This is a genomic window from Streptomyces sp. NPDC001816, from assembly GCF_042892235.1.
Classification (GTDB): Bacteria; Actinomycetota; Actinomycetes; order Streptomycetales; family Streptomycetaceae; genus Streptomyces.
The window spans coordinates 152324-172836 of the sequence record NZ_JBIATY010000006.1 but is presented as its reverse complement, the minus strand read 5'-3'; the positions used below and the strand labels follow the sequence as shown (position 1 = coordinate 172836).

Genomic DNA, 20513 nt, shown 5'->3' with positions numbered 1-20513 from the left:
GGGCGAACACGGCCGGCCGCGAGTCGAGGCCGGCCGCGTCGCTGCTGTCCTGTGCTACGCCTGACCGTACGGTCGGCCGCAGTCCGAGTCGCACTGCGCGAGGTTCGTGCCGTCCACGGTCCAGAGGTCGTCGAAGACCATGAACCCGGCCGTCTTCATGGCGTGTGCCGAGGCGGCGACCTTCTCCAGGTCGCGGGCGCCTCCACCCGGCATCGGGTTGTGGTGCAGGAAGCGGCCCGCGTACCGCTCGCACAGAGCGGCGTACTCCTTCGTGTGCAGGATCAGCGCGTGCAGGCCGAGGTCCACGTCGTCCGACGGGACCATGGGGACGGTGGCAGTCGCTGCGGTGACCACGAAGGCCACCGCCTGGTCCGCGATCCGCTCGGCCCGCTCGCGGGACTGCCCGTTGTGGACGATCACGAAGTGGGTGAGGCTGTCGAACAGCCCCTCACCAGCCACCGCGCGACCGGTCCTCTGGTCGTTGGCCGTTGCTGTCATGCGAATACTCCTTGAGTGTCGCTGTGCTCTGGCACTTGCGCCCGCATCGGTCGCCGAGGCACCGCCTATGACGACCGGGGAATGGAAGGCCAGCCCCGAACGGGGAAGGGGGAGTCAAGGAAGGTGGCACCCCGTTCGGGGCGGCCGGTCTACTGGCTGATACCGAGGGCCATGCCGATCACCAGGCCGCACGAGCCGCTGATCATGATGATGAACAGGACCCCCGCGTACCAGCCGATGGCGCGCATCACAGGCCGTCCCGGCTGTTGCCGTTCTTGATGGCCAGGCGGGCAGTCAGTTCCTCCCGCGCAGCCGGCGCCACCACGTTGCCCGGCTTGGCGTCCCACTCGACGCCGCCACCGATGGGCCTTATCTGCACCCGGGCGCCGACCTCACCCATGACGACGCCGATACGTCCACTGGCTGTGTCCTTCGCCAGTTCACCAATGCCTGGTCTGGTCTGCTGGTTGCTCGCCATGGGCACGAGCATCCTGCCGTCCAACAGGACGTCGGAACCTCCGACAAACCCCACTTCGGGACGTCCCGCGTCGGGTAGAACGTCCCTAGTGCCGTCCCCCGGTGTTAGGAGAGATTGGAATGCCGAACGAGAGGTTACGTGCTGCCATGGCGGTCGGCGGCTGGACGTACTCCGCCCTCGCGGAAAAAGTCGAAGTCGATCCCAAGTCCATCGAACGATGGGTCAATCTGGGACGTACGCCGCGCCGTGCCACCGCCATGTTGGCAGCGGAAACGCTAGGAGAAGACGTGCACGCTCTATGGCCCGCGCTCCGGCAGGCACGCCCCGCCCGCGCCGTCAGTCCGGAACTTGTGGCTCTCTACGACCAGCGCGCGGACATCCCCGTGTCCACCTTCGTGGACATGCTGACCCAGGCCCGCGAGCACATCGACGTGTTGGTGTATGCGGCCGTCTTCCTGCACGAGGCGTACCCGCGGCTCAACGACTTGTTGCGAGAGCGAGCTGCCGACGGATGTGTGGTCCGTATCGCGATCGGCGACCCGGACAGCGCGAATGTCCAACAGCGCGGCCAGGAAGAGAGGTTCGGCCACGGGATCGAGTCCCGTTGCCGACTCGCCCTCATGCACTATCGCCCCCTTGCCGGGGTACCCGGCATCGACGTGCGGACCCATGCCACCACGCTCTACAACTCGATCTATCGTGCGGATGACCAGGCGATGGTCAATGCCCATGTCTGGGGCGTGAACGCCTACGGTGCTCCCGTGTGGCATCTTCGGCGCAGCGGAGAGGGCGGCATGTTCGACACCTACGCCAGCAGCTTCGACGCGGTGTGGGAGACCGCGACGCCGGTAGGAGAAGGCTGACCATGGCACGGACCGAGTACTACGACGACCCAGCGGCACCTGAGCCGAACAGCTTGGTTGTCGCCGCGTCCGCCGTGGTTACCGACGGCGAAGGGAGCATTCTCCTTCAGCGCCGGCGGGATAACGATCTTTGGGCGCTCCCCGGTGGCGGCATGGAGATGACCGACTCACTCCCAGGAACGGCCGTCCGCGAGGTGAAGGAGGAAACGGGTCTGGACGTAGAGATCACCGGGCTCGTGGGCACGTACACCGACCCTCGCCACATCATCGCCTACTCGGACGGCGAGGTGCGCAGACAGTTCAACGTCTGCTTCACCGCCCGTGTGGTCGGCGGCCGACTCGCGATCTCGGACGAGTCCACGGAGCTGCGGTTCGTCCAGCCGGAGGAGATTGATCAACTGCCGATGCACCACACGCAGCGGCTCCGGATCCGTCACTTCCTGGAGCACCGTGAGCGGCCCTATCTCGGCTGACCTCCTTAAAATGCGGTGACGCCAACCCTGATCGCAACGACGGCACGCAGAGGCCGTTGATCACGACCATCATCGGTCATTCGGAGAAAGGCAGAGCTTTCTCACAACACGCTTTCCAAGTCTGTTGGTGGCGGTGAGGGGTGCGGTTGGGGGCGTTCACCTGGGTCCATGAGCCGGTTGATCGGCGAGGTGGGTACGCATGCCAACGAGTCCGGCCGTCTCAAATTCCGTCTCATTCAGTGCCGTTCGCGGCCGTTCAGACGAGACCGGCGCGTCCTCTGCGTCGAGGCGGAGCCATGGCGCAGGCGGCTGCGGTACACGCCCATCAGCCGTGGGTTGGACATCAGGGCAGATTCACGGTCGCGGCACCAGTCCACGCCTGTCCGACCGACAACGCTGGGGTCTGGCGAGGGCGCCCACTCCGTTCGCGATGGGATCGTCACCCTGCTCCGGGGGGAGGGAATTCCGGCCGCCGTACAGAGGTACCAGGTGCCGGCCTCAGCCGACCGGTCCCGACTGCGCAGGCACCAGTGCAGCCTCAGTGGGGGTCGGAGTCCGCGCCTCCCCGACATCGGCCCACGGGACAACGCGCCGCCACGGCTGTCCCAGGTACCGGTAGAAGCGGTCGGGAAGGAACACGGCGTCCGCGACGATCATCGCGCCGGAGAAGAGCGGCAGGCCCAGGAACACCGCGATACCCACGTGCATGCCCAGCAGCATCGTCAGGACGGGGTACTTGAGCCTGCCGAACAGGACAAACGGGAAGGCCACCTGCAACAGCACTGTCAGGTAGCAGGCGATGGCGATCAGTACGTCGTGTTCGTCCGCCATGGCGGAGAGCTCGGGCCAGGGCTGGAACAGGTCGAGATTCAGGGCGTAATGGAGGGCGGTGCCGTTGCCCCAGGAGGCGCCCTGCACCTTGTACAGGCCCGCGGATCCGTAGAGGAAGCAGACCTGGGCGGCGATGACGAGCATGCCGCAGTTGTGCAGCACGGTGATCACTGTCAGGCGCGCGTCGCGGAGGTGGCGTCGCAGCTCGCCGGATGCCTGGTCCAGCGGAAGCCGGACTGTCATGCCGGCAGATGCTCGGAGCCGGGTCCTGCGCGCGTCGAGGGACCAGCGTCGGCCGCATGCGGTGACGACGAGGTAGAGGGCCATGAGCAGGATGAGGTTGTCCCCTCCGTCCGCCATGTAGATCGCCCTGGCGTGGAACGACGTCACTACGACCGCGAACAGCATGGACACCGCTCTGGTCCGCCAGCCCAGCATGAACAGTGCGGAAGTGACGATGGCTGCCGCGTAGCAGACCTCGAAGTAGGCCCGGCTGTCGGACAGGGTGAGGATGCTGACCCACCCGGTCTGGTCGAAGAGTTGCCTGGCCAGTGCCGGAGTCCACGGTGAGCCGGGACCCCAGATCGCGTCGCGGTGGGGGAACTCGCGCAGCAGGAAGGTGAAGTAGAGGAACCCGTACCCGATGCGCAGAACCGCCGCGGCGTACAGGGAGATCGGCTGCTCCAGCAGGAGGGTGAGGAGCGTGGCGATACGGGCCGGCATCTGCTGCGGCGCGGGTGCGCTCGCTCGCTCGGTGCCGTGTCCGGGGCGCGTCGGCGTGGCCGCCGCGACCGATGTCTGCTCAGCCTGTTGCATTGCGGGCCACCTTCCACCAGGGCAGATAGCGGGTGTCGACGGGCCCTGGTGCGGCCGCGCCGGGACCGGGGCCACCCGCAGCGGGCGGCGCGGTGATGGGCAGGGTGATCACCCGCAGCTGGATGGACTCGAATCTGCCGTGGCGGTGGGCGGCGACGCGATCCGCCGCGATGTTGCGTAGGTATTGCTGGATCATCAGGGCGCGCTGCGAGCGCGAATGGTCGTCGCCGCCGTGCGTTTCGAGGTAGGAAGTCCAGGCCCGGCGCAACATGTTCTGTGCTGTGTGGCTCGGGAAGGGGTTGTGTTTCACTGCGGATGTGTCGACGGCAGTCAGGTCGAACCAGCCGCTGACCTGGACGGTGCCGTCCGGGGCGGTGCGCATGGTCCTTGCCGAAATCTGCCGGTTGACCGACTCCGGGTCCGGGGCGAAGAGCCGCCAGTTCTGTTCGAACAAGGGGAAGACCCAGGCGTTGACCTGTCGGCTGTACTGCCGGGAGATGGGATTCGGTGGTGCCACCTGCAGGAATACCAGGAGCACGTGTACCAGGGCCGCCGCCAGACACAGGGTCACGGCGACTTGTACGCCGGCCTTCAGGGCGACGGGCGGCTCCGAAGATGCTGGGAACGCAGGCGGTCTCCCGCCCCCCTGCTGCGCGGTCAGCCCAGCGCCGGCCTGGTCCGACTCGTCGGCATCCGCTGATGCAACGCCACCCCGCACGGCTCCATCCGGTCTTTCTGCCCCGACTTCTCTCACCTGGTTCTCCTGAGCTTTCGCCGACGGCGTGCGGCGGAATCGGCGACGATTCGCGCCGCACGCCGCCCGTCCTACTCGCGCATGTGGGCGGCTGCCTCCGAGCACTCACCTCGCCGGAGCGGGCCGTGCACGCTAGGCAGGATCACAGCCGTAGCCACCGCCGGGCTGGTCGCCGTACCCGGGCTTGCAGCCGTACCCGGGCTTGCAGCCGTACCCGGGCTTGTCGCCGTACCCGGGCTTGTCGCCGTACCCGGGCTTGCAGCCGTACCCGGGCTTGCAGCCGTACCCGGGCTTGTCGCCGAACCCGGGCTTGCAGCCGTGGCCGTTCCCGCCGGTGGTGGTGCCGGTGGTGCCGCCGGTCGTGGTGCCGGTGGTGCCGCCGGTCGTGGTGCCGGTGGTGCCGCCGGTCGTGGTGCCGCCGGTGGTGGTGCCGGTGGTGCCGCCGGTCGTGGTGCCGGTCGTGGTGCCACCGGTGGTGGTGCCGGTGGTGCCGCCGGTCGTGGTGCCGGTGGTGCCGCCGGTCGTGGTGCCGGTGGTGCCGCCGGTCGTGGTGCCGCCGGTGGTGGTGCCTGTGGTGCCGGTGGTGCCGCCGGTCGTGGTGCCGGTCGTGGTGCCACCGGTGGTGGTGCCGCCGGTGGTGGTGCCTGTGGTGCCGGTGGTGCCGCCGGTCGTGGTCCCGCCGGTCGTGGTGCCCGTAGTTCCACCGGTAGTGCCGGACGCGCACTCCGGCCGTGTGATCGTGTTGGTGTCCAGCGTCACGGCACCGGTACGGGCCAGCGCCCGTCCCTCGATGGTCGCGCTCGTGGTGGCAGTGATCGAGGTCATGGCCAGGATGTTGCCCACGAACGCGGTACTGGTGCCGAGGGTGGCTGAACTGCCGACCTGCCAGAACACATTGCACGGCGAGGCGCCGTTGATGAGGGACACGCTGCTGCCGGACTCCGTCGTCAGACCCGAACCGATCTGGAACACCCAGACGGCGTTGGGGTCCCCCTTGGCATCCAGGGTGAGGGTGCCGGTGAGCCCGAGAGTGGAGGAGGAGGTGTAGACGCCCGGAGCCAGCGTAAGGCCACCGGCGTCCGGGGGAAGCGCCCCGTTGGATGCCTGTCCGGCGGCATCGTCGTACGCCGCGATCAGGTCGGTCTGGGCATCCTGAGCCTCGGTGTCCGCAGAGTGCTGGGTCCCGTTCACCACGGCGGGCGGCCCGTATCCGCTGATGGACGTTCCCGGAGACACTCCGACATCTCCGGTGATCACCGAGGGGCCGGTGTTGGTGGTTGCCGAACCGGCCAGAACCGCGAAGCTGTCCGCCCTACCCAGATCCACAAACGTGGCGAGGGCACTTGCCTGTGTCGACGTCACGGCGACTACGACAGCGGAGATCACCACGGCAAGTACCGCCGCGGTCCATACCGACAAAGTGCGCCGTAGAGGCGCCACAGGGATATTGAGCGTCATGGAAGGGCCAACTCCTGTGAGGGGATGGAGACGTATTTGGCGGTTCTCAGTCACGCAGAATCGCCTGCTTCTGTCGCTGGCATATTACTCAGGAGCAAGTGCCGGGTTACGATTCATGCGCGTGATTTCGCCGAACCTGACGAGCTGATCGCAAATGCTCAGAAAATTATTAATGGGCTGAATGGTCGTTCCTGCTTAGTTGAGGCGGGCGACACGGTGACGTCACTTGCCTGGTCGGCCCAGGCGGCGACGAAATGCATACATCCGTAGCCCCTGGGCCGATACCGCCCCCATTCGACACCCGGCATCTCACCGGCGTGTTGAGTACATAAGCAGCTCCGCGGTTCTCTCCGGAGCAGTAGTCGTATCAATGGCGGAGCGGAAGGTGTACCGCCAGAAGGTCATGAAGGCTTTGCGTGAGGCCAGGGAAGGCGACCGGCTTCTGCGCGTCACTATCCCGGGATATGCGAAGAGGATTTGACCACAGCCTGCACTTAACTTTCGGGTGAGGGCCTGATCAAGGTCGACTGGGGCGCCGGCAAGGGTCGCCCGGACGCACCAAGGCGTGCGGCGCATGGAGGCGCCGAGGAGGAAGAGCACGGCTGACGCGATATTCAGGCCGTGTCCGAGCGGAAGATACGGAAGTATCATGGACTTTGGGCAGATGCACTCTCACGTGCAACCGCCCGGAAGAGCGACCTCGGCGTGTACGGGGCTCCCGGTCCAGCAGCTGCGCTGCCACATTCCGTGGAACGGCTCGCGCCGAGCGGCACCTCGCTCAGCAGGGAGAGGGCATGATCCAGGCAGCCGACATCCGCGAGTGGCGCAACCACGACGTTATCGACCCGAAGGGCCACAAGATCGGAGTGCTCGAGGCGATCTACGTGGACACCACCACCGACCAACCGGCCATGGCCACCGTCCGGACCGGCCTGCCCACCCGCCAGCACCTGGTCTTCGTCCCCCTCGACGAGGCAGTCCTCGGGCCGGGCTACGCCAAGGTCTCCTACGCCAAGGCACTGGTGAGGAAGTCCCCTTCGATCGGCACGGACGACGTACTGCCCGCCGACCAGGAGGAAGCGATCTTCCACTACTACGGCATGGCCTACCAGCCAGGGGCCGGCGGCGAACGGCAACTTGCGCGCCGCTGACAAGCTGCGCCCAGCCCAAGGGAGGCGTTCCACTCATGGCGGTCTTCCTGTTGATCGTCCTCGTGGCTGTCGTGCTGGGACTCGTCGGGGCGACAGTGGCGGGGCTCAGCTACCTGCTGGTCATCGGCATCGTGCTCCTCGTGGCCGACCTGGCCCTCGCCGCCGTGCGGTTGTCCCGGCGCTCCCGTCGGCATCTCCGCTGACTCCGGCGGCGGACGACCAGGGCCTCGTGTTCCGTTCAACCCGTCGCTCCGCATCGGTCCGCCGGGCCTCGACGAGGAGTATCCTGGTGATTACCGAGAGCATCTCGTACACCGGCTTCCACGCCGGGTCGTTCTCGGCGATTCATGACAACCGGGCCGGCCGTGAGCGGCCCGGGGTTGGGTCCGCATCATGACTGCGACCATTGTGTTGACGCCCGCGGTCGAAGACCGGATTCCTTCTTCGTCGCCGCCCCGACTCGTGCTGGCACCCGCCGACACCGCTCCGGCCCTGATCGACGGTGCCTGGTGGCCCCGCTCCCGAGACCTGGCGGCGGAGCTTCCGGCGCTCATCGAGGTCCTCGACCCGCTGTGGGGGCGGATCACCCGGGTAACGGTGAACCCCGCGTTCTGGCCGGTCATCCCACGAAAGGTGCCCGTTCACGGGCACGTGGTGCACGTCGGCTGGTTTGAGGCCGAGCAAGACCCGCACAAGCTGCTGTTGCTCTCCTACACCGTCGGCCGCTGGGACCTGCTGGTGATCCCACCGGAGACAGAGCCGGCCACCGCGGCCCGGCTCATGGCCACGGCCACCGACCCGTCGCGGAGCCTCACGGCGACCGGCCTGATCCATGAGGCCGAACGTTTCCGGGCCGCGGCACAGGCAGCGGCCGACTCGGACTCGTTCCGGGAGGCGTTCTGGGACTCCGAAGGCGGACATGACGCCCGCCACCCGGACTCACACCCTGACGGATCGGTCATCGGTCACGTGCCGACCCCGGCGGAAGGAGTGTGAGAGGCATGGACACCTTCGTGACGGTGAGTGTGCTCCTCGCGATGATCGCCTTGGGCGTGATCGTGATTCAGCTGTTCACCGCGAGCCACGACGATCGTCTGGCGACCTTGCCCTCCGGCCGTCCCCGGCGGTGGCGGCTATGGACGCGGCACCGCACAGAGAAGTGAACCTGCCTGCACCATCGCGACTGTGCCGCGCAGAGACGTCGAAGTCCCAGATTCCGATGCGCGTTGCCTGCGGTAGCGGACTCCGTCCGATCGCCCAGCGCATCCCCCGAGGGAACCAGTTGGCCCTGCGCCTGGAACACAGGCCGCTGGACCGGCCGTTCGCCTCTCTGCACGAGAGCACGACCGTGTACGGAGCGCAGGAAGAGCCGGGGATCCGGCCCGTACGGCGCTGCCCGGCCGGTCTTCTGAACCGAGGCGCCATGTCCATCCCACAGCTGACCCTCTACCGGCACGACAGGCACAGCCGGGCGTTGATCACCCTGGCCGGTGAGATCGACCTGGCAACAGAGCACCTCGTGCGCGACGGGTTGGGGCGATGCCTGCGGGACGGCATCCGCACCCTCGACGTCGACCTGACGACCGTCACCTTCTGCGATGTGACCGGCCTCAACGCCTTCCTGCATGCGGCGCGGGCGTTCGCCGTGGCCGGCGGATCCCTGCGGTTGCACCACCCACCACAGGTACTGGCTCGAATCATCGCCCTCACCGGCAGTGGCACCCTGCTCCTCGGCCTCCCGGGCGACCTCCCCGTGAGCCGGGCGGCCCTGCGGCATGTGTCTGATCCGGGGCCCCCGCACCGGATCGCTTCTGCCGCGCCGGCCCTACCGGAGCGTGTGTGGTGAGGGAGCGATGCAGGACGGGGCAACCGCAGAAACCCAGTGGCCATGAGCCGTCCGCCATGGACGCGGTCCGTCTGCGCCGACTCAACCGCTGGCAGACCGAGAGCCTGAAAGAGGACCTGGCCGATCTGTATGTCGAGTCCTCCGACACGGCCGCCGGCGAGGGGTACCACGATCGCCAGGACTTCCTGCGACGCCTCACGGACGACGTCCGGAGGCCGGGGTTCGCGATGCTGGTCGCGGAGACCACCACGCTGGTCGGGTGCGCCTTCGGATCTCCCGTAGGTCGCGACGGTTCCTGGTGGCAGGGATTCGACGCGACTCTCCCCCGGAACATCGAGCAACTCACGGCATCCGGGCATGTCTTCGCCGTCACCGGAATCGTGGTCCACCCGCACCAGAGGGACCGTGACCTCGCCCGCCGCCTGCAGGAACGGCTGCTCGTCGACCACCATGCCTCGCTCGGCGCCACCCTCGTACCCGTGGCCGACGATGCAGCCCGTGCCGCCTTCCAGTCCTGGGGATGGCAGGTCATCGGAGAAGTACACCGGCCGCTCGACCCGGGCCCGGCGGTGTTACGAACGCTTGTTCTTCCCCTCGGGAGGCGAGCAGCGACCAACCCGGACGGCCTTGCGCACAATGCGGGGACGCAGCGGCCCGCATAGCCGCCACGCGCGGGGCCCGAACCGGGCCGCACGGCAGCAGCCTCCGCTCCCAGGAAAGACGATCTGCTGCGAGCAGGGCATGAGTCGCAGGTCGGCCATAACGGTGAGGTCGGCGGAGCGGCTTCGGGCTCGCGCCAACGTGGCTGCCTAAAGCCGTGGAGCCGACCGTCCCAGCCACGACGTACCCCTTCTCTGACGTCAGGCGGCCGAACGCTTAGAGCGCGGCACGGGCGCCGGCCGGGCTGGAGCGGGGCGGAGACTGGAGCGCAGGCCCGGCCGGGGGTCGGGCCGCGCGCGGTGAGCGGAGCGAGCCGCCTTGAACCTGTAGAGAAAGTTGTAACTCTCAGCTGGGCTGGGCCTGTGTCTTGTCTCGGTTGATGCTTGACGTTGTGGCTTCACCTGATGCTTGACACCGCTTGCCTCGGCTTGGCTGTGCGCGTCTGATCCGCGTGCAGGGAGGGCCGGGGCCGTGCTGGTGGAGTTGAGCGTGGTCGAGCAGCGGTATCACGCGGTGATGGAGGTCGCCGCGGGGGTTCCGGTCACTCAAGTCGCGGCCCGGTATGGGGTGTCGAGGCAGTCGGTGCACTCCTGGGTGCGCAAGTACGAGCAGTCGGGTCTGCCGGGGCTGGCGGACCGGTCGCACCGGCCGGCCTCGTGTCCGCACCGGATCGCCGGGGAGGTGGAGGCTCTGATGTGTGAGTTACGGCGCCGGCATCCAGGCTGGGGTCCGCGCAGGCTGGTGCACGAGCTGGAACGCAGAGGCATCACGCCGGTGCCGTCCCGGGCGACGGTCTACCGGGTCCTGGTCCGCAATGGTCTGGTCGAGCCGGGAGTGCGTAAGCGGCGCCGGTCGGATTACCGCAGGTGGGAGCGGTCGACGGCGATGGAGCTGTGGCAGATGGACATTGTCGGCGGGGTCCTGCTGGCAGATGGCAGCGAGTGCAAGATGGTCACCGGGATCGACGACCACTCCCGGTTCATGGTGATCGCGAAGGTGGTGCAGCGGGCCACGGCTCGGGCGGTGTGTCTGGCCTTCGGCGAGGCACTGGTGCGGTTCGGAGTGCCTGGCGAGGTGCTGACGGACAACGGCAAGCAGTTCACCGCCCGCTTCAGTCCCGGCAAGCCGGGCGAGACGATGTTCGACCGGATCTGCCGGGAGAACGGCATCGCTCACCGGCTGACGAAGCCGCAGTCCCCGACGACCACGGGGAAGATCGAACGCTTCCACCAGACCCTGCGGCGTGAACTCCTCGACGGGCATGCACCGTTCGTCGACCTGGCCACCGCGCAGACGGTGGTGGATGCCTGGCTGGAGGACTACAACCGGATGCGGCCGCATCAGGCATTGGACATGGCCGTCCCGGCCAGCCGGTTCGTTCCCAGGCCGCGGTCCGAGCAGGATGCACTGCCGGTGGTCCTGCCCGCCCGCCTCGACCCGGTCCCCGCTCTGGACGCCCCTGAGCCTGCGCCCGAGCCGGTGGCCGTGGCCTGGCCTATGGCCGACGGCGAGGTCGGTGCGATCGAGTTGGAGCGGGTGGTTCCCGCGTCGGGGAACCTGAGCCTGCGCGGGCAGCAGATCTGGTTCGGCCCGGCCCTGGCCGGCATCACGGTGACCTTGCGGATCGACGTGAACCGGCTGCACGTCCTCATCGCCGGCGGGCGGCACAAGACGCTGCCCTCGAAGCTGTCCGGGCGGGACCTCAAAGCCCTGCTGACAGGCGGAGGGGCCCGTCCCGCCGCGCCATGGGCGGACGACCCCGGCCCAGCCCAGACCGCTGACGGCGTGGTGGAAGTGGATCGGACCGTCAATGCGGTCGGCTACGTCGGCCTGGGCGGCGACAAGGTCCTGATCGGCTGGCCGTTCGCCGGACAGCGGGTCACCCTCCGGCTCGACGGCAAAGTCCTGCAGGTCCTGGACGAGCAGCGTGTTCTGCAAGCCACCCTGCCCAGCCCCCTGCCGCCCTCAGCCTGCGGACGCCTGCAGGGTGGCCGTCCGGCCGGTCCACCACCGCTGCTGCCCCCGCCCGCCGAGCAGATCGCCGAGCGGACGGTCAGCAGTGTCGGCGGCTTCATGGTCGCCGGACAGCGCATCCAGCTCGGCCGCGGCTATGCCCATCAGGTCGTCACCGCCCACCTGGACGAGGAAACAATCAGGGTCTTCCACGGTCAGGAGCTGATCACCACTGTCCCGCGTGTCACCAGGAAGGAGGTGGTGGTCCGCAAGTCCGGCGAACACAACCGTCGGAAGATCGTCTAGGGCAGACGTCAAGCATCACCCGACGCCAACCCGTCAACCATCAACTGAGACTTGACAGCTGGGCTGGGCCTGAAGTCCTGCGCACGCTGCGAGTCGGCGCTAGCCGGTGCCACTGTTCAGCGCTGACGGCAGGCCTGACGGCAACGACGGCACACAGAGGCTGTTAGTCACGACCATCAGCGCTCAGCCGGGAGGAAGGCGGAGCCCCCGCCCAGTAGCCTGCCCGATCCTACGGATCAGAAGGTTGCAGGTTCGAATCCTGCCGAGTGCACACAGGTGAGAGGCATGAGCCCTCCCCGTTGGTGTGACGTCGACCGATTCGGCCCTGGTCGATCATCAGGTGTCAAACACCCACCGCTGACGGCGAACGGGCCGGAGGGGAGACTCCGGGCCCTTCGCCGCGCCAGGACGCCGTCGTGGAGGTCAGGGCTGGATCGAGCCCTCGGGCGAGCACTCCATCGCGTGGTACTTCGGGATCGTGCCGCAGATGGTGATCGTGGTGGGCGGCGCCTCGTCGGTCACGGCGAGCATGCTCGTGTACGTGTCGCGGTCCACGCGGATCGTGGCGGACTGCTGGAGGTCGTACTTGTCCTTGATGGTGACGGAGTCGCCCACCGCGCCGTTCTCGATGCGCCCCCAGACCGAACCGCAGGCCCGGCTGTAGCGCAGCTCTATGTGCATGCCGCGCAGCCAGGTCTCCCGGGCGGTCGTCGCGTCCCACTGGCAGTCCATGGCCTGGGGGTCGCGTCGCAGGCAGGTGTCATGGGAACAGCCGGCGCGCGGGGGCTTCGGGCTGTGCTGGGCGAGGTTCTCCCCGCTGGAGGCGGAGTCCGTGCCGTCCGAGCGGGAGGTGGCCTGCACTCCGGTGAACACGGCCATGGTGACCAGGCTGCCCGCGAGGGCCCCGGTGGCGACGAGCCCGACCCGGTGGAGGTTGGCCCGCCAGGTGCGGGTGGTGGCTTTGCCGCCGTCCCGGTCGGCGGGCTCGGGCTCGGGCTCGGAGGTCGGTTCTGGTGGCGGACCGTCCGCCGTGGTGTCCTCCACCGGGGCCTTGTCGGCGGAGGTCCCGGCGGGCGAGGTCTCGTTGTCCGTGGTGGTGGCGGCGATCGGCGGTGTCCCGGCCGGCGGGGCCCCTTCGGGAGGACTCTCGTCCACCGCGGTCTCGGCGCCGAAGTCTCCCGCTCCCGTGGCTTGTTCCAGCAGCCCCGTCAGGTACTCCGCGTCCGCCTCCATGACGGCCGCGAACTCCTGGAGGGCGACCGAGGTCGGCAACTGCTTCCCGTTCAGGAAGCGTTCCCAGGACGAACGGCTGTAGTGGGTCCGGTCGGCCAACCGCCCGAAGCTGAGCCCGGACTCCTGCTTCAGTCGCCGCATCTCGGCGGCGAGCCGTTCTCTGCCGGACGGCTCGCCGCCACCCCCCTGATCACCAGACATCAGTTGTCCCCCCTGTTTCGGTCACGATCAGCTTTCGGTCACTGTCAGTGCAGTTGAGCGGGGAGATTATCGCGCGTAGGTGAAGGGGGACGATCAGCCGCACGGGCGTGGCTCTCCCCTCTTCCCGTGTCCCTCCTCACCCTCTACCCGGCCGTCTCAGGGATGTCCCGTCCGTATGCGGGACGGCGTCGGCCGTCTCGGGACGGCTCGCGGCCGGGCAACTCCCGTCCGCTGACCTGGCATTCGAGGCCGCGAGCCACCGTGCAGCCGTTCGACCGGGCTGCCCGCCCGCCGCGTTCGTGCGACGCGGGCCGCTCGTCCCCCACTCCTGGCCGGCCCCTGGCTGCAGCGGGCCAACTCGTCAGTGTTGGCTGTTGCGGAAGCCGATCAGCACGGCGCCCCACCAGCAGGCCTGGGAGACCAGGGCCGTCGTGGTTGCCCGGGCGAGGAGGCGCGGGGTGAGCGCTGTGGTGCTTTGCTGCGTCATGCGTCTGTTGAGGAGTCCGGCCTGCAGGCCGTTGAGGGTGAGGGCGAGCACCAGCCCCAGCTTGATCCGGGTGGGGGCGGAGCCGAGGTCCGGCTGGAGCATCACGCCGCTGACCACGAGCCCCGCCAGGCCGGTCCAGATCGGGACGTGGAGGCGGGCCGTGCTGGTGAGGGCGTCGTGCAGGGTGCACCGGCCGGTCAGCCACAGGAGTGCCCAGTAGTCGGCCACCAGGACGGCTCCGAAGCCGAGGACGAGCGAGGCCAGGTGGGCGAAGAGCGCCATGGTGTGCAGGGCGGCGTCCACGTGCAGGTGCGCGGATATCCATGCGCAGGCCGCGAGGCCGAGGCAGGCTGCGAGTGCGGCGGCCGCGACCGTCCACCAGGTGTCGTACAGACCCAGTCGCCGCAGAGGCGCCGCCTGAGGGGACACGGAGGGCTCCGAGGGCAGCACGGACACAGACGACTCCTTGGGCATTCACAGCTTGACTTAGGTAAGGCTCACCTAAAGACGATTTTGAGTCAAGGCTGGAATGCGGGGGGGGAGCGGGTCTCAGCACTCCTCTTCCGGGTCGTTCCGGTTCAGCTTCCCCAGGTACTCGTGGGCCAGCGCCGTCGCCCGGGTGAACCAGTCCGTGATGACCGCCAGCTCCTCGGGGGAGTAGTCGGCGAACAGGGTCGTGAGGCGCTTGTAGTGGCCCGCGTACACGGCCTCGACGCGGGTCACGGCCGCCGGTACGGCGGCCACGCGCACCCGGCGGCGGTCCGCGGGGTCGGGGCGGCGGGTGACGTAGCCGGCGCGTTCGAGGCGGTTGAGGATGCCGGTCACCGCGCCCGTGGTCACGTGGGCGCGGGCCGCGAGGTCGCCGGCCGTGAGCAGGTCCTCGCCGGCCTCCAGGACGAAGGCGAAGCAGGTCAGGTCGGTGACGTTCAGTCCCAGCCGCCGGGCCAGTTCCTGTTGTCCGATCAGGTGGGCGGCGATGAGGTGGTCCATCGCCGACAGCGCCTGGGCCGGGGTGGCGGGCGGTCGGGGTGTGCCGTCCATCTTTCGCAATCCCTTAGCTCGTGAGATATTCGGTGGGTAAATGTCTTAGCCCGTGAGGGATCTTGCCCTGGAGGCGGTTCCATGAGTCTGTACGACGAGGGTCACACGATCGCCGGTTGGACCGGTGTCGGTATCGCTGCCGTCGGAGGCAGCGGGGTGGGGGTGGGGGTGTGCACGGCCTCCGTGCCGGCCGTCGTGGTCGGACTGGCGATCGTGGCTGTGAGCGCCCTGGTCACCTGGCTCCTCCACCTGTCCGGCTGGGGCAAACCGCCGGGGGTACGGCCACGGGACCAGTGGGGAATGCGGGTCCGCGACACCCGAGCCCGCGAGGGGCACGCCGGGTGCGTGAGCTGTCGGCTGGCGGGGCGGGGGCGGACCGCGGCGCCGGTGCCCGTGGCGCAGGGCGAGGTTCGCGCCGAATCGATACCTCTGTCACCTATCGAGTGAACGTACTTTCTGCGAACTGCAGTTGGTGATCGTCGCCCCTAGCTTCCGGGGTGGAGGTGATGCTCGATGTACGAGCACAAGGACACACCGCCGGAGCAGTCGGCGGAGCGGAAGCAGGACGCGATCGACATCAACGACTTCGTGTTCGCGGCCACGGGGGCGCGGGTGCGGAGGCTGACTCTGCCGGATGGGGAGCATTGGTTTCCGGCGGCGGACGTGGCGGCCAAGCTGGGGTACTCCAACACGCGCCACGCCCTCAGGTTGCACGTTGACAGCAGTTTGCAGAGGAGCCTGGGTGAGATTGCACAAGGCGTCGCTACAGGCGACGCCTTGAGCAAACTCGCAGCTCACAGGCTGCAGAGGTCGATGAAGATGGTCAACCTCAGGGGCCTCATCCAGCTCGTCAACGGCTGCACCAAGCCCGAGTGCGCACCCTTCAAGGCATGGGTTTGCGAGGTCATCGAAACCATCCAGCGCGACGGCTCCTACACCCTCGACCCCGCCCCCGTACAACCCGCCCCCGCCGGCGGCACTGCCTACCTCATGCCCCAGCAGGTCGCCGACGCGATCGTCCGGCTGGAGGAGCGGAACATCCGGGCGGACGAGGCGCTGGCGGTCGCGCAACTGGAGCGGCTCGAGCAGATGCGCCGTATCAGCGACAGGCTGGCGCGTACCAACGACCAGCTGGGCGTGCTCGGTGAGCGCGTCGGTGGGGTGCACGACGTGCTCGGTCGCATCGCCGACACCCTCGACCTGATCGCCGACCGGCTGCGGCCGCCCGTCGCCCAGGTCGCCGCCCCGCCCCCGACCATCACGCCCCAGCAGCTCCTCGCCGCCTGGCGGGCGAAGAACCTCGTCGTCACGGACGACGTCCACGCCGTGGCTGCCTACCTCGCTCCCACGCTGGTGCGCGGTGCGGCCTACTGTCGGATGGAGGAGGTCGCTGAGCGCACCGGGCTGACCCTCGACCGCGTGCACGACTGTGTACGCATGCTGATCAAGCGGGGCTGCATGCGGCAGACCGCGAGCGCTGCGGACGGGACGCTGGTGTACGTCCTGCCCTAGGACGCAGGCACACAGCCGGAACACGAAGACAGGCCCGAAGTCGCATCGCGAGGTTGCGGCTTCGGGCCTTCCTGCACCGTACCCCTCCCAGCCGCCCGCGGGGCGTTGTCAGTGCCCCCTTCTACCCTCAAGAGTGATGGCACACATGTGGAAATGCTCCGGCCTGCGCTGGACGCCGGACGGCCCCGTGCTGGTGTGGGACGGCGGGCGGCGCAGTGCGCTGCCGTGGGGGAAGCGGGTCGCGTTCGGTGTCGCCGAGGGCTCGGCGCGGCGGTGCGTGGGGGCTCGGGGGCATGTGTGTCCGGTGGGGGCCGTGGTGTCGGGGCGGAGCACGGGGGCCCGGTGCGAGGAGTGTGCGCGGCTGGACCGGGCGCACTCGGTGGCCGCCGACACCATGGCCGATGATCCGCGGCCGTACCACGTCTATCTGGCCTGGTTCGGGCCCGGCATGGTCAAGGTCGGCATCACCGCCGTCGAGCGCGGTTCGGCGCGGCTGCTCGAACAGGGTGCCGTCTGCTTCAGCTGGCTGGGCAGCGGTCCGCTGATGGCGGCCCGGCGCGCCGAGGAGCTGCTGCGCGCCGCCCTTCAGGTCCCGGACCGGATTCCGTACGCCGAGAAGCGTGCGGTGCGGGCGGTGCTGCAGGAGACGGGGGAGGAGAGGGCTCAGGAGGTACGGGAGTTGCATGCGCGTGCTGTCGTACTCAGCGGATGGCCCGAGTCGTTGACTCGCGAGCCGTGTCAACCCGTCGATCACGTCGGCCACTTCGGGCTCTCCCATCTTCAGACCGCCGTCGGTGATGTCGTCGAGCTGGTTCCGGGCGGGGCCGTCAGTGGTGAGCTGGTCGCTGCCGCCGGGCCCGATCTGCATCTGGCGGTCGACGGGCGTGGGGTCGTCGTCCTCGACACGCGGCTCATGACCGGGTGGGAGCTGATGCCGCTGCCGAGCGAGGGCAGCGCTTTCACCGTCCCTGTAAGGGAGTTCAGGAGGGAACAGGACGGGCTCTTCTGACCCGTGGCTCGAAGGTCAAGACTTGGATCCCGTACGGATCCCTTTGGGCAAGGTCCATGGACCCCCGCCACCGCCCACGGGCATCGTGGCCGACATGAGCGAAAACCACCTTGCCCCTGTCACCCCCGTCCCCAGCACTACCCCTCCCGTCGAACCCCCTTACTACGCCGTCGTGTTCACCTCCACCCGCACCGACCTCGACCCCGACGGCTACACCGACACCGCCCGTCACCTCTCCGACCTTGTCCGGAGCATTCCCGGCTTCCTCGGTGAGGACTTCGCCCACACCCCCGGCGGGCTCGCGATCTCCGTCGCCTACTTCCGGGATCTCGCCGGGATCGATGAGTGGCGTCGGCACCCCGAGCACCTGGACGCCAAGTGGCGTGGGCGGGAGCGGTGGTACGAGCGGTACGTGATCCACATCGCCCGGGTCGAGAGCAGTCACGGGTTCGCGCGTGCGTGAGTGGTTCCCAGGCATTCCCTGAGAGGCGCCTGTGCGTTTCTTAGGGAAATCACAGACTCGTGAAAGCGTGTTCTCAGAGGACCCCGACATGGTGTCCACCATGACCACGACCTCGCCCCAGGGGCGCACCGAACTGCTGAGGCCGGACGGGAGCCCCGTCCGAGTGCTTGTGGTGGACGACGAGCTGTCGATCACCGAACTGCTGAGCATGGCCCTTCGATACGAGGGCTGGCAGATCAGGAGTGCGGGGGACGGCCAGGGGGCCGTCCAGACGGCCCGTGAGTTCCGGCCCGACGCCGTCGTGCTGGACATGATGCTGCCGGACATGGACGGGCTGACCGTCCTCGGGCGGCTGCGCCGCGAACTGCCCGACGTGCCCGTCCTCTTCCTCACCGCCAAGGACGCCGTCGAGGACCGTATCGCCGGCCTCACCGCCGGCGGCGACGACTACGTCACCAAGCCCTTCAGCCTGGAAGAGGTCGTGGCACGGCTGCGGGGGCTCATCCGCCGGTCCGGGGCCGCCGACCGGCGCTCCGACTCCGTGCTCGTCGTGGGGGACCTGACCCTGGACGAGGACAGCCACGAGGTCTCGCGGGCAGGGGACTCCATACACCTCACCGCCACCGAGTTCGAGCTGCTCCGCTTCCTCATGCGCAATCCGCGGCGGGTGCTCAGCAAGGCGCAGATCCTGGACCGCGTGTGGTCGTACGACTTCGGCGGACAGGCCAACGTGGTCGAGCTGTACATCTCGTACCTGCGGCGGAAGATCGACGCCGGGCGCGACCCCATGATCCACACCCGGCGTGGGGCCGGTTACCTGATCAAGCCCGCCGTGTCATGAGCGGGCGACGACGGCCGCGTCCGCAGAAGAGAAGAGCGGGACAACCGCGCACCCTGCGGACGCGGCTCGTCGTCGCGTCCGTGGTGCTGATCGCCGTGGTCTGCGCGGTGATCGGCACCGTGACCACGCTCGCGCTGCGCACCCATCTGTACGACCAGCTGAACGGCAAGGTCGACGAAATCGCCGGCCGTGCGGCGGGCGGCCGGCTGCCGGGCGGTACGGAACCGGGCGACCCGACGGCACCCGCCTCACCGTCCGAGACCAGCACCACGCCGAGCGATCGGATCGAGCACCTCCTGACCTTCGGCCCGACGCAGCCCAACACCGTCGCGGCGTACGTACAGAACGGCTCGATCGCCAGCGCCGGCAAGGCCGTGCAGCTGAACGACAGTTACAACCGGTTCCGCAAGATGAGCGCCGTCGATCTCACCGCCGCGCAGAAGCGAGCGCTGGCCACGGTGCCGAAGGACGGCAAAGCGCACACGGTGGAGCTGCCCGGGCTCGGGGACTACCAGGCCGAGTACAAGGTGAGTCCCGACGGCGGCGACGCCTACTACGTCGCCCTGCCCACCAAGGACGTCGACGACAACATCGACACCCTGATCGTCGTCGAGGTCTGCGTCACCGTGGCGGGGCTGCTCGCCGCCTCCCTCGCCGGCTTCGTCATCGTCGGCGTGGCCACCCGCCCGCTGCGCAGGGTCGCCGCCACCGCCACCCGTGTCTCCGAACTCCCCCTGCACACCGGCGAGGTGAACCTGAGCGAGCGGGTCCCCGAGTCGGAGTGCGATCCGCACACCGAGGTCGGCCAGGTCGGCGCCGCGCTCAACCGGATGCTCGACCATGTGCACGGCGCCCTGCGCTCCCGCCAGCAGAGCGAGACGCGGGTACGGCAGTTCGTCGCCGACGCCAGCCACGAGCTGCGGACTCCGCTCGCCTCCATCCGCGGCTATGCCGAACTGACCCGGCGCGGACGGGAGCAGATCGGGCCCGACACCCGGCACGCGCTGGGGCGGATCGAGTCCGAGGCCGGGCGGATGACCCTCCTCGTGGAGGATCTGCTGCTCCTTGCCCGGCTGGACGCCGGCCGGCCGCTGCAGTTCGAGCAGACCGACCTCATCCCGCTCGTCGTGGACACCATCAGCGACGCCCGCGCGGCCGGCATGGACCACAACTGGCGGCTCGACCTGCCCGACGAGCCCGCGCTCGTGTCCGCGGACGCGGCCCGGCTGCAACAGGTGCTGGTCAATCTGCTGGGCAACGCCCGCAACCACACCCCGCCGGGTACGACCGTCACCGCGCGCGTGCAGCGGCGCGGGCCCTGGATGTGCATCGACGTCGAGGACAACGGGCAGGGGATTCCGCCCGAACTGCTCCCGCACGTCTTCGAGCGGTTCGCGCGCGGGGACTCCGCACGCTCCCGTGCCACCGGCTCCACGGGGCTCGGCCTCGCCATCGTGCAGGCCGTCGCTTCCGCGCACGGCGGTGCCGTGACCGTGGACAGCGTGCCCGGACGGACCGTGTTCACGGTGCATCTGCCGGCGCTCGCCCCGCAGCCCCAGCCGCAGCCGGAAATGAGCCGGCAACAGCACTCACAGGCACGGCACAGCGCCACCACATGGGTGCAACAGGGCGCCTGACG

Annotated in this window: 23 protein-coding genes; 15 read left to right on the top strand and 8 right to left on the bottom strand. The window is 68.8% G+C overall.

The features are described from left to right. Positions 1-54: 54 nt before the first annotated feature. Together ACFYZZ_RS22555 and ACFYZZ_RS22550 are read right to left on the bottom strand one after the other, a co-directional pair. Positions 55-498, bottom strand: a complete 444-nt coding sequence (locus ACFYZZ_RS22555) for a glycine-rich domain-containing protein (protein ID WP_389178694.1) — start codon at positions 496-498, stop codon at positions 55-57. Positions 499-745: 247 nt separating this feature from the next. Then, entirely contained in the window at positions 746-976 is a 231-nt protein-coding gene (locus ACFYZZ_RS22550; protein WP_389178691.1) for a hypothetical protein, read from the bottom strand. Between the two features lie 119 nt (positions 977-1095). Between ACFYZZ_RS22550 and ACFYZZ_RS22545 the strand changes: the two genes are divergently transcribed. Next, positions 1096-1839, top strand: coding sequence for an XRE family transcriptional regulator (locus ACFYZZ_RS22545; protein ID WP_389178688.1), 744 nt, complete (start codon positions 1096-1098; stop codon positions 1837-1839). A 2-nt stretch (positions 1840-1841) separates the two neighbouring features. After that, complete coding sequence (locus ACFYZZ_RS22540; protein ID WP_389179749.1) at positions 1842-2312, top strand: NUDIX domain-containing protein; 471 nt, start codon at positions 1842-1844, stop codon at positions 2310-2312. Positions 2313-2810: 498 nt separating this feature from the next. Here the strand turns inward: ACFYZZ_RS22540 and ACFYZZ_RS22535 are convergent, their stop codons facing one another. From ACFYZZ_RS22535 to ACFYZZ_RS22525, 3 genes are all read right to left on the bottom strand, one after another. Further along, complete coding sequence (locus ACFYZZ_RS22535; RefSeq protein ID WP_389179746.1) at positions 2811-3866, bottom strand: HTTM domain-containing protein; 1056 nt, start codon at positions 3864-3866, stop codon at positions 2811-2813. Between the two features lie 79 nt (positions 3867-3945). Further along, positions 3946-4497 carry a DUF5819 family protein gene (locus ACFYZZ_RS22530; RefSeq protein ID WP_389178685.1) on the bottom strand — a complete coding sequence of 184 codons (552 nt, stop codon included), beginning with the start codon at positions 4495-4497 and terminating at the stop codon, positions 3946-3948. Between the two features lie 348 nt (positions 4498-4845). Next, the gene (locus ACFYZZ_RS22525; protein ID WP_389178682.1) at positions 4846-6075 is read right to left on the bottom strand and encodes an ice-binding family protein; all 1230 of its coding nucleotides are present in this window, start codon (positions 6073-6075) and stop codon (positions 4846-4848) included. 890 nt (positions 6076-6965) lie between these two features. Between ACFYZZ_RS22525 and ACFYZZ_RS22520 the strand changes: the two genes are divergently transcribed. The 7 genes from ACFYZZ_RS22520 (at position 6966) to ACFYZZ_RS22490 (ending at position 12087) form a co-directional block, all read left to right on the top strand. After that, the gene (locus ACFYZZ_RS22520; protein WP_389178679.1) at positions 6966-7322 is read left to right on the top strand and encodes a PRC-barrel domain-containing protein; all 357 of its coding nucleotides are present in this window, start codon (positions 6966-6968) and stop codon (positions 7320-7322) included. Between the two features lie 35 nt (positions 7323-7357). After that, the gene (locus ACFYZZ_RS22515; RefSeq protein WP_389178676.1) at positions 7358-7525 is read left to right on the top strand and encodes a hypothetical protein; all 168 of its coding nucleotides are present in this window, start codon (positions 7358-7360) and stop codon (positions 7523-7525) included. Between the two features lie 190 nt (positions 7526-7715). Further along, positions 7716-8318, top strand: a complete 603-nt coding sequence (locus tag ACFYZZ_RS22510; protein ID WP_389178673.1) for a DUF5994 family protein — start codon at positions 7716-7718, stop codon at positions 8316-8318. 5 nt (positions 8319-8323) lie between these two features. After that, positions 8324-8485 (top strand): hypothetical protein, encoded by a 162-nt coding sequence (locus ACFYZZ_RS22505; protein ID WP_389178670.1) that lies wholly within the window; start codon positions 8324-8326, stop codon positions 8483-8485. A gap of 260 nt (positions 8486-8745) precedes the next feature. Further along, positions 8746-9168 (top strand): STAS domain-containing protein, encoded by a 423-nt coding sequence (locus tag ACFYZZ_RS22500; RefSeq protein ID WP_389178668.1) that lies wholly within the window; start codon positions 8746-8748, stop codon positions 9166-9168. 56 nt (positions 9169-9224) lie between these two features. Next, positions 9225-9830: a GNAT family N-acetyltransferase gene (locus ACFYZZ_RS22495; RefSeq protein ID WP_389178665.1), complete on the top strand. Its 606-nt coding sequence runs from the start codon at positions 9225-9227 to the stop codon at positions 9828-9830. A 481-nt stretch (positions 9831-10311) separates the two neighbouring features. Further along, entirely contained in the window at positions 10312-12087 is a 1776-nt protein-coding gene (locus ACFYZZ_RS22490) for an IS481 family transposase (protein WP_389179743.1), read from the top strand. Between the two features lie 423 nt (positions 12088-12510). Here ACFYZZ_RS22490 and ACFYZZ_RS22485 read toward each other — a convergent pair whose 3' ends face one another. From ACFYZZ_RS22485 to ACFYZZ_RS22475, 3 genes are all read right to left on the bottom strand, one after another. After that, complete coding sequence (locus tag ACFYZZ_RS22485; protein ID WP_389178662.1) at positions 12511-13521, bottom strand: helix-turn-helix domain-containing protein; 1011 nt, start codon at positions 13519-13521, stop codon at positions 12511-12513. 361 nt (positions 13522-13882) lie between these two features. Then, positions 13883-14464, bottom strand: coding sequence for a hypothetical protein (locus ACFYZZ_RS22480; protein WP_389178660.1), 582 nt, complete (start codon positions 14462-14464; stop codon positions 13883-13885). Positions 14465-14557: 93 nt separating this feature from the next. Next, positions 14558-15049: a MarR family transcriptional regulator gene (locus ACFYZZ_RS22475; protein WP_389178657.1), complete on the bottom strand. Its 492-nt coding sequence runs from the start codon at positions 15047-15049 to the stop codon at positions 14558-14560. Positions 15050-15130: 81 nt separating this feature from the next. Between ACFYZZ_RS22475 and ACFYZZ_RS22470 the strand changes: the two genes are divergently transcribed. From ACFYZZ_RS22470 to ACFYZZ_RS22445, 6 genes are all read left to right on the top strand, one after another. Continuing rightward, a complete protein-coding gene (locus ACFYZZ_RS22470) occupies positions 15131-15496 on the top strand; it encodes an HGxxPAAW family protein (protein ID WP_389178654.1) in 366 nt (121 codons plus the stop codon). Between the two features lie 66 nt (positions 15497-15562). Further along, positions 15563-16561: a BRO family protein gene (locus ACFYZZ_RS22465; protein WP_389178652.1), complete on the top strand. Its 999-nt coding sequence runs from the start codon at positions 15563-15565 to the stop codon at positions 16559-16561. Between the two features lie 136 nt (positions 16562-16697). Further along, positions 16698-17570, top strand: a complete 873-nt coding sequence (locus ACFYZZ_RS22460) for a DUF2797 domain-containing protein (RefSeq protein WP_389178649.1) — start codon at positions 16698-16700, stop codon at positions 17568-17570. A 94-nt stretch (positions 17571-17664) separates the two neighbouring features. After that, positions 17665-18033, top strand: coding sequence for an antibiotic biosynthesis monooxygenase family protein (locus ACFYZZ_RS22455; protein WP_389178646.1), 369 nt, complete (start codon positions 17665-17667; stop codon positions 18031-18033). Positions 18034-18133: 100 nt separating this feature from the next. Further along, on the top strand, positions 18134-18874 hold the full coding sequence (locus tag ACFYZZ_RS22450) for a response regulator transcription factor (protein ID WP_389178643.1): 741 nt from the start codon (positions 18134-18136) through the stop codon (positions 18872-18874). Next, positions 18871-20511, top strand: a complete 1641-nt coding sequence (locus tag ACFYZZ_RS22445; protein WP_389178640.1) for an ATP-binding protein — start codon at positions 18871-18873, stop codon at positions 20509-20511. Before ACFYZZ_RS22450 ends, ACFYZZ_RS22445 begins: the two co-directional genes overlap by 4 nt. Positions 20512-20513 lie beyond the last annotated feature (2 nt).